General features: G+C 53.8%; 11 protein-coding genes. 3 read left to right on the forward strand and 8 right to left on the reverse strand.

The features are described 5' to 3' along the window. Positions 1-41: 41 nt before the first annotated feature. The 3 genes from sigJ to puuE all read right to left on the reverse strand — a co-directional run bounded on the left by sigJ (position 42) and on the right by puuE (position 3,254). A complete protein-coding gene (gene sigJ, locus ACO0LH_RS05450; protein ID WP_422940024.1) occupies positions 42-959 on the reverse strand; it encodes an RNA polymerase sigma factor SigJ in 918 nt (305 codons plus the stop codon). Positions 960-1,065: 106 nt separating this feature from the next. Then, positions 1,066-2,157 (reverse strand): porin, encoded by a 1,092-nt coding sequence (locus ACO0LH_RS05455; protein ID WP_422940025.1) that lies wholly within the window; start codon positions 2,155-2,157, stop codon positions 1,066-1,068. Positions 2,158-2,300: 143 nt separating this feature from the next. After that, positions 2,301-3,254 carry an allantoinase PuuE gene (gene puuE, locus ACO0LH_RS05460; RefSeq protein WP_422940026.1) on the reverse strand — a complete coding sequence of 318 codons (954 nt, stop codon included), beginning with the start codon at positions 3,252-3,254 and terminating at the stop codon, positions 2,301-2,303. 281 nt (positions 3,255-3,535) lie between these two features. Between puuE and ACO0LH_RS05465 the strand changes: the two genes are divergently transcribed. Next, complete coding sequence (locus tag ACO0LH_RS05465; protein ID WP_422940569.1) at positions 3,536-4,381, forward strand: DUF817 domain-containing protein; 846 nt, start codon at positions 3,536-3,538, stop codon at positions 4,379-4,381. A gap of 307 nt (positions 4,382-4,688) precedes the next feature. Here ACO0LH_RS05465 and ACO0LH_RS05470 read toward each other — a convergent pair whose 3' ends face one another. Beyond that, positions 4,689-5,669 (reverse strand): alpha/beta fold hydrolase, encoded by a 981-nt coding sequence (locus ACO0LH_RS05470; protein WP_422940027.1) that lies wholly within the window; start codon positions 5,667-5,669, stop codon positions 4,689-4,691. 251 nt (positions 5,670-5,920) lie between these two features. Between ACO0LH_RS05470 and ACO0LH_RS05475 the strand changes: the two genes are divergently transcribed. Next, the gene (locus ACO0LH_RS05475; RefSeq protein WP_422940028.1) at positions 5,921-6,784 is read left to right on the forward strand and encodes a helix-turn-helix domain-containing protein; all 864 of its coding nucleotides are present in this window, start codon (positions 5,921-5,923) and stop codon (positions 6,782-6,784) included. Between the two features lie 39 nt (positions 6,785-6,823). Here the strand turns inward: ACO0LH_RS05475 and ACO0LH_RS05480 are convergent, their stop codons facing one another. Continuing rightward, on the reverse strand, positions 6,824-7,486 hold the full coding sequence (locus ACO0LH_RS05480; protein WP_422940029.1) for a TetR/AcrR family transcriptional regulator: 663 nt from the start codon (positions 7,484-7,486) through the stop codon (positions 6,824-6,826). A gap of 225 nt (positions 7,487-7,711) precedes the next feature. Between ACO0LH_RS05480 and ACO0LH_RS05485 the strand changes: the two genes are divergently transcribed. Beyond that, positions 7,712-8,917 (forward strand): TCR/Tet family MFS transporter, encoded by a 1,206-nt coding sequence (locus tag ACO0LH_RS05485; protein WP_422940030.1) that lies wholly within the window; start codon positions 7,712-7,714, stop codon positions 8,915-8,917. A gap of 507 nt (positions 8,918-9,424) precedes the next feature. Here the strand turns inward: ACO0LH_RS05485 and ACO0LH_RS05490 are convergent. The 3 genes from ACO0LH_RS05490 to ACO0LH_RS05500 are packed head-to-tail and all read right to left on the reverse strand — an operon-like array spanning position 9,425 to position 12,357. Beyond that, on the reverse strand, positions 9,425-10,441 hold the full coding sequence (locus tag ACO0LH_RS05490) for an ABC transporter ATP-binding protein (RefSeq protein ID WP_422940031.1): 1,017 nt from the start codon (positions 10,439-10,441) through the stop codon (positions 9,425-9,427). Then, the gene (locus ACO0LH_RS05495; protein WP_422940032.1) at positions 10,434-11,420 is read right to left on the reverse strand and encodes an ABC transporter ATP-binding protein; all 987 of its coding nucleotides are present in this window, start codon (positions 11,418-11,420) and stop codon (positions 10,434-10,436) included. The genes ACO0LH_RS05490 and ACO0LH_RS05495 overlap by 8 nt, the downstream gene beginning before the upstream one ends. Positions 11,421-11,436: 16 nt before the next feature. After that, positions 11,437-12,357, reverse strand: a complete 921-nt coding sequence (locus tag ACO0LH_RS05500; protein ID WP_422940033.1) for an ABC transporter permease — start codon at positions 12,355-12,357, stop codon at positions 11,437-11,439. Between the last annotated feature and the right edge of the window lie 11 nt (positions 12,358-12,368).

A 12,368-nucleotide genomic window follows, 5' to 3' on the forward strand; every position in this document is an offset into this window, starting at 1 on the left:
GACGACCTGTCTGGCACGCTGTCATCTGGGGCAAGAGCAAATTACCGACCTTGGCACACATTGCCGTTCAGAAATGCGGGCAAAACCAGGGAATGATAAGCCTGCAATTTTTCAGGATTGCGTATGGTATAGAGGTCGAGAATTTTCTCTCCATCACTGACGATGGAAATGGTGGCATCGAGTTTGCCATCCAGATAACGCAACAAGCCTGGTTCGCCATTGATCTGCACTTCCACATATTGCATACGTTGCTGATAACCCCTGGCAACCACGTGATAGAGCCGGGCAATCCGGTCTGCGCCATGCAGGATGCGATTGACAGAGGCGATCTTGCCGCCGCCATCGCCTATCATTTGCGCATCGTCAGCAAATAAAGATGTCAATTCCTGCAAATCACCACTCTTTGCGGCAAGTGTGAAGCGATGCAATAATTGCCTGTGCACGTCGCGACTGATCTGGAAACGCGGTTTGTCTTGCTGCACTCTTTCGCGGGCGCGGTGTACCAGTTGGCGACAGGCGGCTGCGGTCTTGTTGAGCATATCGGCCACTACCGGATAATCGACATCAAAGACCTGGTGCAACAGAAAGGCAGCGCGCTCTTCTGCGCTCAGGCGTTCCAGCATGCTCAGAAATGCCAGCGATACATCACTGCTGAATTCGGCAATCAGTTCTGGTGTCTGCGGGTCGATCTCTATCATCGGTTCTGGCAGCCATGGCCCGGTGTAGCTTTCACGCTCCAGCTTCAATACCCGCAGGCGATCTATACAGAGACGGCTGACGACCGTCACCAGCCAGGCCTGGGTATTGCGGATTTCTGCCAGCTCACTGTCGCCGAGATCATGCCAGCGCAAATAGGCATTTTGCAAAATGTCTTCTGCCTCGGCACGTGAGGCCAGCATGCGGTAGGCGATGCCAAACAGGCGTGGCCGGTTTTCGGTAAAAATTTGCAGGCGGTTCATCATGGGCTTTCCGTATCAGACATGATGATAAGACGAATCAGCCCGGCATTTTGTGACAAAAAAACCGCATATTTTTAGTCATGCGGTTTTTTTAAATGAAAAAGCCTCAGAAACGGTGCCGAATACCCGCTATGACGCTGGTTGCCCGGTCTGCTGCCGTGATTTTGTCGCTCATTAATACGGCATAGATGTCGGTGCGTTTTGACAGATTATAGTCATAACCCGCTGACACGGTATCGCGTTTGAGGTCATTGTTGGCCGTCAGCGTGCCGCTGCGCTTGGTATTGGCGTAGCCAAGCAGGAAGTCGCCGCCACCTGCCGGTACTTTCAAGCCCAGACTATAGGTTTTATCGTCGAGCTCTTTTACCGCCGGCGTGTCATTTTTGGTGGAAGAATAAGTTGCATACAATTTGGCCGCTGTCAGGTCATAGCTGGCAGCCACAAAATACGCGGTCTGGTTATTGATGGATGCAAAATTTACCGGTGCCGAAGTGGCATCGACGATGGCCGAGCCACCGAGCGGGTTGGATACCTGCACCTTGTGATAAAACGCCCCCAGAGCCAGTGGGCCATTGAAGTAAAGCGCATTCAGGCCGGCATTGCGTGTGCCGGTGTCGCCGGCCTTTTCACCAAACTGATAATGCAGATTGGCACTGAAACCATCGAAATTAGGGGTGCTGTAGATGATTTCATTACTCCAGCCTGAATCACCGGCAGCCGCATTGACCCACGTGCGTGCAGCAAAACCACCTGATGGCACATACCAGTGCAAGACGAGGGGAGAAATGGCAAAGGAATCACCAAAGGGATTGAAGATGACGACCGGCAAGAAACTCGGTGCCAGGTCACGTCCCAGTGAAACCCGGCCAAAACCACCGGACAGGGCAATATTGGCATCGCGTGAGAACAGCGTGTCGCCGCCAAAGCGACCTGACTCACCAGTATCCGGACGCAAAAATGCGGTCAATGCCATTTCTGCCTTCAAACCTCCACCCAGGTCTTCCACCCCTTTAAAACCAAACCAGGATGTGGTCATGCCGCCGGCTGTCATGGCGGCCGTACTGGCCTTGTCGCCACTGAGCTTGACGGTTCCCACCGACAGATCGACCAGTCCCTGTACTGTGACACTGGACTGCGCCATGGCCGTACCTGCCAGCAGACAGGAAATCACTGCCAGGACCAGGGGTTTCATTTGCATTGTCATCTTTCTTCCTTTTCTCTGTTTATATAAATAATCAAGTCTTTGCGAAGTGTGATAAGTGTGATTGCAGATTCAACTTTGTAAGCTCAATCGTCCTGATAGCGATCATTCCCTGTGCGGTAGTTCAGGAATGGGCAGATCTATTTATTTGCTGATTTTTGAAACGGGTGCACCTGCATCCAGTGCCGGGCGATGTCGATACGGCGGCAGACCCAGACTTTTTCATGGGCCTGCACATAATCAAGAAAGCGTTGCAGGGCGCGGAAACGCCCTGGCCGTCCGAGCAGTCGGCAATGCATGCCTATCGACAGCATCTTAGGCGCATTGTCCGCATCCGGATCGCCTTCGGCGTAGAGGACATCAAAGCTGTCTTTCAGGTAGTCATAGAAGTGATCACCCGTGTTAAAACCCTGCGGGGTGGCAAAGCGCATGTCATTGCTGTCCAGCGTATACGGGACGACCAGGTGTGGCCTGTCCTGCCCGTCTCTGGTGCGTACCTCGGTCCAGAATGGCAAGTCGTCCCCGTAATAATCAGCATCGTAGGCAAAGCCGCCATGCTCCACCACCAGCTTACGGGTATTTGGTGAGTCGCGCCCGGTATACCAGCCCAGCGGAGCAAGGCCTGTTAGTTCACGCATGATTTGCACGGCCTGCTGCATGTGTTCGCGCTCCTGCGCCTCGTCCATGCCCTGATAATGTATCCACCGCAAGCCATGGCAGGCGATCTCATGACCGAGTTCGCCAAACGCCTGTGTCAGTTCCGGATGGCGCTGTAAGGCCATCGCGACACCAAATACGGTCAATGGCAACTGGCGTTTCTCGAACTCGCGCAAGATACGCCAGACCCCGGCACGTGAACCATATTCGTAGATGGATTCCATCGACATATGACGCGCTTCATAAGCGGCTGCACCCACGATTTCGGACAGGAATTGTTCCGATGCCCGGTCGCCGTGCAGAACACTGTTTTCGCCACCTTCTTCATAGTTCAATACAAACTGTACGGCTATCCTGGCCTGCTGCGGCCACTGCGCATGCGGTATATGGCGACCATAACCGATCAAGTCGCGCGGATAATTGTCTGACTTTGTCATTCTGCTTTTTCTCCGGGTGATGCCTGGCAGAGCGTATGTATCCGCCACCGCCCATGTTTAACTTTTTGCCTGCGCATTTCTCATGCAAGTGACGTGCCATCTGCACTGACGCAAGGACATACGCGATACAAGACAGCATGATTTAAATAATTAATAGGATTGTCTGCATTTTTTATGCATTACTTATACTGTTTTTAGTATATGTTCTATTCGTATTTTCTAAGCCACAGTTTTCATTTCCATCCGTAATAGGATGTATGCAAAAATCACCGTCTCTGCCCATGCGTCTGCAATCCATCGATCATTTCCTGATCAACCTTCCACCGCGGGAAAACCTCAAAGGGTTTTCGCGTTTCTTGCTTGAATTCTGGTATTTCGGCATGAAAGAACTACGCTCCTGCCTGTTTGTCGGCATGTTCTTTGCATCCATTCTGCTGGTTCCCAAAGGTGGTTTCTTTGGCCTGCCACGCTATGACGTGCTGTTCCTGATCGCAGTGCTGATCCAAGTGGGTATGGTGTGGAGCAAACTGGAAACCATGGACGAACTCAAGGCCGTGACCTTGTTCCACATAGTAGGTTTTGCTTTGGAAGTGTTCAAGGTATCTGGCCAGATACAGTCCTGGGCCTATCCTGAACCTGGCTATACGAAATTATGGGGTGTGCCCCTGTTTAGCGGTTTCATGTATGCCAGCATAGGCAGTTACATCATCCAGGCCTGGCGGCTGTTTGACCTGCGCATACGTCATCACCCGCCATACTGGATGGCTGCAGCGATAGGCATAATGATCTACCTTAACTTTTTCACCCACCACTATATCGGTGACTATCGCTGGTACCTGGCCGCCTGTGCGCTGGGCTTGTATGCGCGTTCTTCAGTCGTATTCCGCCCGCTTGACCGCGACCGCAGCATGCCTTTGTTGCTGTCCTTCATCCTGATCGGTTTTTTTATCTGGCTGGCAGAAAACATGGGGACTTTTTTCGGTATCTGGCGCTATCCCAACCAGCTTGGTGCCTGGTCGACCGTGCATCTGGGCAAATGGAGTTCCTGGTCTTTGCTGGTCATCATGACCTTTACCATCGTGGCGCACTTAAAGCACATCAAGCGGCATATCCATATTGCCGAATAAGCCTGGGCAAACCGGCCAGACAAAAAAATAGCCCGCAAAGTTTGCGGGCTTAAATCCAAACCTTAGGAGGTGTTGGAGGAGACAGGTGTAACTTTACTGCGACGCAGCATATTTGTATGCTTTATTATTGAAATATCTGATATACGTAAAGCATATATCTGCGGTATCCCTGCACATGCGCCCAGTTCAACGATTGCCGGCATTGAACAAGGCTGAAATTTGAAAAATCATCGTCAAGTAATTTCGGCTGTTATTTCCACCAACTGCCTTGGGGCAGGAGACGGCCCCAGTTTCTGGGCTGAATATCTCAAACAGATTGCCACAATCGCCGCGCCTCGTCTGCGATGATGTCGGGAAATTCTTCTGGAAAGAACAATTTCCCCTCGGGGACCAGGCGTATGCCGCGGGAGCGTGGGAAAATACGATCCAGGTATTCGGCGTCCGCCACGGAAAATATCGTATCGCTGCCACCCCAGACCATCTTGACGGGAACAGCACTGCGTTTGAGTGCGGCTTCGATACCGGCCAGCGGGTTGGGTTCCAGCGCGAGATGGAAGTCGTGATACTGCGCACGACGCAAGGCAGAACTCACCAGCGGCCTGACATAATAGTCTATTGTTTCATCCGCCAGATCTGCGGGATTGTGATAAACGGCCGCTCCGAAAGTGGCGCGTGCCAGCGCCCGGTCAGTTAGCCATTGCCCTGTCGCGTCTGCCAGCGTGCCTGCCCGTGCCATGGCTATCGCCGGCTGTACGCCGGCTGGCGGGCTGTCTGGCTCGACATCGCAATTGGTCAACAACAGGCTACGCACTCGCTGTGGATAACGAGCTACCAGCAACTGTGCGACTGCGCCGCCACTATCACTGGCAATGATATCGACTTTGGCTATGCCCAGCTTGTCGAGCAATGCCACCAGCATGGCAAGCTGGGCATCTGCTGCCAAAGATTGCTGCTGAGGCACTTGCGAATAACCCAGCCCCATAAAGTCCAAGGCCACGCAGCGCCGGTAGGGTGACAGCAGATCAATCGAGCCGCGCCATTGAAAACTGTTAAGTGGAGCACCATGCAGAAACAGCGCGACATCCCCTGAACCGTGGTCTACATAGGCGATCCGGCCACATGCTAATTCCGCAAAACGACGCGCCGCGGTAAAGGCTGCCGCACTGCTGAGCGATGATGATGCCTCAGCAGCGGCGGCAGACTGGACAAGGTTACCAAAGACCATATCATCAGCATAGGTAGCCGCGAACGTGCTGACGGTAGCTTGCAAAAATTGCCTGCGTTTCATCTGACATCTCCAAATTGTGGTTTCAATATGGAAACGATGCTAGCAGCGCTTCATTGCATGTGCGCGCACGAATAGCCGATGCAGGATACAAAAGGATGATTTTGTTTGAGCGCAAGTTCAGATAAATCGCGGTTGCATAAATCGCAGGAATCACGCATTCTTGGCATTCGCGAAAAACTTGCGTTCAAGCCTGAAATTAGAGCCCAAGTAGCATTCTGGTGCCGCAATACAATACGCCTATTGAGCCTGTGATGAGCCTGAGACCTTCTTGCTATCCCCTCCCGCCAGCAGCATTGTTGCAGCATGCCGGTGCAGTCAGTCTGCCTTTGCTGGATGTGCTGACATCACCGGTTCCCTCTGGGCTTTTCAATTCCCCAGTAGATAAACGCCATGTGCTATGCCTGCACCTTGGCAAACCGGTGCCGGTTTCTTATCGCACGGGTAATTATGAACGGCAAGGTGTGCGCATTCATGGTCAGTTTTGCGTCGTACCTGCCGGGTCGAGCACGCGCTGGACCTTGTCGCAACCAGCCACGTCGCTGTTGTTGCGACTGACACCGTCGCTATTGCAGGACTCGGCAGAAGCGATGGGACTGGGATCACAAAGCGCGGAACTGAATCCCTCGATACATATACGCGACCCGCAAATCGAGCGCATAGGCTGGATGATGCAGGCCGAAGAACATGATCAACATCCCGGCGGGAGGCTGTTTGCCGACAGTCTGGCCTCTGCGCTGGCGACACGCCTGCTCACCGTACAGTCACGCCAACAAGTTCCTTCTTCAAGGCCAGGCCGTGAGCTGCCGGGCTGGCGCTTGCGTCATGTTATTGACTATATTGATGCACATCTTGACCAGGACCTGACACTTGCGGAACTCGCTGTCGTTGCAGGATTCAGCCTGTCCCATTTCAAATCACTTTTCAGGCAAGCCGCTGGCATGCCGGTCCATCGTTTCGTCCTTGAAAGACGCGCAGAAAAAGCACGCCTGCTTTTGATCGAGGGAAAAAAAAGCATGACTGAAATTGCGCTGGAAGCAGGTTTTGCGCACCCCAGTCACATGGCCCGCTGCATGCGTCGGCTATTGGGTGTCAGCCCTGCACAACTCCGCGCTTGACGCAGATATGCGGAAGCACGTCTGGTCTGAAAAAATTGCTCAAGCGTAGGGCGTACCTGCCATGGCGGCTTTCAACCCCATGCTTCCCTTGTCAACGATGGCAAGAAAAGCAGCTTGGGCTTTCTCTTTATCCTGGCTTTGCCGAAAAATGCGGTGAGCCTCAATCAAAGCAACCGTCCACGTCGCCAGCAGCACACCGGCTGTCAATTTGGCATCGGCATCGTCAGGCTCTCGCCCTGCACATCCTGATAATGCCTCTGTGATGACCTGGGCGATTTCATCACGGATTGCCCTGGCCCTTGCCTTGAGGGTTTCGCTACCTTCAATGGTCTCGATGAAGCCCTGGCTACCGGCGGATATGAAGCCCGGTGCGCCCGCAGGGAACCTGACATAAGGGCTTTCTTCAGCAACCAGACTGTGAGCCAGCAGACGCAAAGCCTCGACCGGAGACACCTCGGGATCGCGCTGGCGTAAAGCATCGCGCAGCATCTCGCGCCCCTCTTCGTCACGGTCAAAAAACATATCCTCCTTGCGGGGAAAGTAATTGAACACAGTCATCCGCCCGACATCGGCGGCCGCGGCGATTTCGTCCACGGTGACTTGATCAAAGCCACGCTCATGAAACAGTTGCGTGGCGACATTGGAGATGCTCTGGCGCGTGGCCAGCCGTTTGCGGGACCGAAGATCGGATGGGATTGACATGCTAAGCATAATAACATATCATTTTATGTACTTAGTACACATTTAGATTGAGTATATGAATGAAATAACTACTTTTATAACCCGATTGGCAAATCTGATCAGTTCATTGAGCACAATGGTAGCAATGACCCCTATTGCAGCCATTGCCATGAAGCCGATAGCCTTACCTGCACCGCGTCTTCTACGCAAGCCTGGCAGTTCAGCACACGCTACGGGAGTCCTGCCATGAACAAAGCACTGACTGTCATTTTCGCTGCCATTGGTCTCGATGCCGTCGGGATAGGCTTGATCTTTCCCATCCTGCCGCGTCTGCTTGCAGAGGTGACGCATGGCGACAACGTGGCACCTTACATAGGCATCATGACTGCCTTGTATGCGGTCATGCAGTTTATCTTCGCCCCCGTACTGGGTGCATTAAGTGACCGCCTTGGCAGGCGCCCGGTGCTGCTGATCTCGCTGGCAGGGGCCGCCATCAACTATGTGGTGATGGCATTCGCACCGCAGCTCTGGATGCTGCTGCTTGGCCGCGCCATCGCCGGGCTGACCAGTGCCAATATGTCGGTCGCGATGGCCTATATCACCGATATTTCACCGGAAGATCAACGTGCACGGCGCTTTGGCCTGTTCAACGCTGTCTTTGGGGCTGGCTTCATCATCGGCCCGGTTCTTGGCGGTGTGCTGGGTGACTATTGGTCGCGGCTGCCCTTCATAGCGGCTGCGCTGCTGAACGCGGGTAATTTATTGCTGGCCCTGCTGGTGCTGCCAGAATCACGCAAGCCTGGCCGTGAAAGAATTGACCTGGCAGCACTGAACCCTTTGCGGCCACTACGCTGGGTATTTGCCATGAAGAACCTGATACCTGTGATCGTTATCTTCTTCATCCTGAGTGCGACAGGCGAAGTGTATGGCACCTGCTGGGCTCTCTGGGGCAATGATGTGTTTAGCTGGAACGGCCTGTGGATTGGCCTCTCACTCGGCACTTACGGTATCTGCCAGGCGCTGGCGCAGGCTTTCCTACCAGGCCCTGCTGTCAGATTGCTGGGGGAACGCGGGACTATCCTGACCGGTATCGCGGGAACCTGCATCGCGCTGGTCGTGATGGCATTCGCCAGGCAAGGCTGGATGGTGTTTGCAGTCATGCCGGTGTTTGTACTCGGTGGCGTGGGTGTGCCAGCATTACAGTCGCTTGCGACGCGCCTTGTTGACGAAAGCAGGCAGGGGCAGTTCCAGGGTGTGCTGACGTCGGTCGTCAGCCTGGCATCGATCATTGCTCCTCTTGGGTTTTCCAGCTTTTACTTCGTGATCCGGGCGCAATGGCCGGGTGCAATCTGGCTTTCTGTCATCGCGATTTATGTGATTGCAGTGCCTCTTGTAATGAGCTTGCGGTTTCGCTCTGTGGAAGCGGCTGCATTAGCCAATGGTGTGCCCTGATGAATGTCCGTTTGGAAGGCTATACGACGCTATGCGACTTATGCGCGTTCAGCAGTTTCATCCCTAAACAGCCGAAAAAAAAGCCCGCAAAGTTTGCGGGCTTAAATCCAAACCTTAGGAGGTGTTGGAGGAGACAAGCGAAACTATATCGCAGCGCAACAAATTCACCAAGTTCTATTTTCACATATCAACCATTCATAAAACGTATATTGATAAGAGCAAAAATATTCCCTTGCAGAATTAATAATAAGAAAAACCACCATTAATCGCTAGAATTCATTACCGTAAAGTAAACAGGCGAAAAAAAACCCGCGACCTGAAGGTTGCGGGTTAAATCCAAACCTTAGGAGGTGTTGGAGGAGACAGTTCCTACTTTATCGCAGTGCAGCAAAGAAAACCGCTTTCTTTTTTGTATACCAGACATCATTAATATGAATATCTCTATTGTTCTGAAAGCGTCGTTGCTGACATCGGAATACAAACTGATCTTGCTGCTGTTGCGTGAGTTCACTGATTCAAGTGGCAGGCGGAAAAATGCCGGGGGGCGATCTCTTTCAATACCGGCTGTTCCGTCGAGCAAAGCGGCATCGCATGCGGGCAACGCGGGTGGAAATGGCAACCTGCAGGCGGATGCAGCGGCGATGGGATTTCCCCCTTGATGGCGATAAAGTCTATCTTCTTCACTTCCAGCTTGGGGGCTGCTGCCAGCAGGGCTTGCGTGTACGGGTGATTCGCATGGCCAAAAATTTCTGCGGTAGGCGCGGCTTCGACAATACGCCCCAGGTACATAATGATGACGCGATCAGACAAATGCCTGACGACACCCAGATCATGGCTGATGAACAGGTAAGTCAGCTTCAGTTCATCACGCAGACGAATGAACAGGTTCAATACCTGCGCCTGTATCGACACATCGAGTGCAGCCACGGCTTCATCACAAACCAGTAATTGCGGCTGCACTGCCAGCGCCCTTGCTATGCCGACACGGGCGCGCTGGCCGCCGGAAAACTGATGCGGGAAGCGCCCTGACATGGCCGTATCCAGCCCTACTTTTTGCAATAGATGCGCGACATAATCCTGTCTTTCCGCAGCGCTGATGAGGCCATGCACGACCGGGGCTTCGCCAATGATGTCTTGCACCCGCATGCGCGGGTTCAGCGATGCATAGGGATCCTGAAAAATCATCTGGATGGCGAGTTGTATCCGCTTGCGTTCGACAGCGCTGAAAGCATGCTCATCTGCCAGGTTTTGTCCCTGCCACCAGCGTGAGCCTTCAGACAGACTGTGCAGACCTACGGCCATGCGACCCAGGGTGGATTTGCCACAACCAGATTCGCCCACCAGGCCCACCACTTCGCCTGCCTGCAAGGCCAGGTCAACCCGGTCTACCGCATGGACTACCTGCTCATCACGGCTGGCACCAAAGAACCCGCTGATTTTGTCTGCCAGCGCTACGGGCCGGGTGAAGCGCTTGCTGGCTGTGCTCAGTTCCAGCAGGGGCTGGTTTGAATTCAGTTCAGCCATGTGCCACCTCGCTGATATCTGTCATGGGATGAAAACAGCGCAGGCTGCGGCCATTGAGGACTTGGATTCCCGGTGTTTGTTCACAGGCGGCACTGGCGCGTTCACAACGGTTACGGAAGGCACATCCCTGCGGCAAGTTCAGCAGTGATGGCGTTGCACCCGGTATCTGGCGCAGGCTTTGCCCATGCTGGTTGCGCGAAGGAGAAGAAGCGATCAGGCCATGGGTATAGGGATGCAGGGGCTGCTCCAGAACCTGGCGGACACTGCCACTTTCAACGATTTTGCCGGCATACATGACGCTGACCGTATCGGCCAGACCTGCCACCACGGACAGATCATGGGTGATCCAGATCAGGGCCGTGCCCGATTCACGGCACAGTTTCTGCATTTCATACAAAATCTGTCCCTGTATGGTGACATCGAGAGCCGTGGTCGGCTCGTCACAGATGATCAGTTCAGGATGATTCAACAGGGCAATGGCGATTGCCACCCTTTGCCGCATGCCGCCAGAAAACTGGTGTGGATAGGCCAGCAGACGTTCGTCGGGTGAAGCGATACCGACTTTGACCAGCGCATCGCGTGACATTTCGCGCGCCTTTTCCCTGCTCACCTGCTGATGTGCAAAGATGGTTTCCAGCATTTGCGTGTCTATGCGCAAGACCGGGTTCAGTGTCATCATCGGGTCCTGGAAGATCATGGCGATACGGTTGCCGCGCAATTGCCGCATTGCTTCTGCGGGCAGGCCACGCAACTCCTGCCCCTTGAACAAGATGCTGCCCGCACTGATCTTGCCTGGTGCATCAATGAGTCCCATGAGGGAATAAGCCGTCATGGATTTGCCTGAACCGGATTCCCCCACCAGCCCCATGATTTGTCCGGCCTCCACGCTGAACGACACATCATCCACCGCCTTGACGGTACCGGCGCGGCTGATAAATTCTGTTTGCAGATGACTGACTTGCAGTGTTGCCATGCTCATGATGTCCTGTTCAGCCTTATTGGGTCTGCAAGCGCGGATTTAATACATCGCGCAATTGATCAGCCACCAGGTTGATGGAGACCACCGTCAGCAACAACGCCAGGCCAGGGAAAAAACTCATCCAGTACTTGCCCGACAACAGGTATTGAAAACCATTGGCGATCAGCAGGCCAAGCGAAGGTTCAGTGACGGGCAGACCCAGCCCTAAAAAAGACAGCGTGGCTTCCAGCGAAATGGCCGAGGCCACCTGCAAGGCCGACACCACAATCAGCGGCGGCAGGCAATTCGGCAGCAAATGTCGCCAGATGATGCGCGCCGGAGACAAACCCAGGCCGACTGCGGCTTCTATATATTCCTTGCGTCTTTCCACCAGTGCCGCACTGCGCGCGGTGCGGGCATAATAAGCCCATTGCACCAGTACCAGCGCCAGAATGATCTTGCTGATGCCCTGCCCTGTCAACGCCAGCAAAATCAGGGCAATCAGGATCGATGGGAACGACAACTGTATATCTGCCACGCGCATGATGAGGGCTTCGACACGCCCGCCCCGGTAACCGGCCAGCAAGCCCAGGCTCAGGCCCATGAGCAGGGCAATCGCGGTACTGGAAAAACCCACGAGGAGAGAAATCCTCAAACCATAAAAAATCGCTGACAGCATATCTCTGCCCTGCTCATCTGTACCCAGCAGGAAAGTCAGCTTGCCATCAGATGACAGTTGCCCCGGTTCCTGACGGGAATCCATGACATCCAGGCCAGCCAGGTCATACGGATTTTGCGGTGAAATCAGGGGCGCAAACAGTGCTGCCAGCAATAATATGCCCAGCAGCAGGCAAGCAACACCCGCCAGGCGGCTGGCAAAGAAATCACGCAGGAAACGCCTGAAAGGTGTTTCCGCTGAAGCGAATAAAGACTGTGGAGGCAAAGAAACTGGTGTCATGCGCTATTTAC

The organism is Undibacterium sp. TJN19 (assembly GCF_049339485.1).
In the GTDB taxonomy this organism is placed as follows: Bacteria; Pseudomonadota; Gammaproteobacteria; order Burkholderiales; family Burkholderiaceae_D; genus Undibacterium.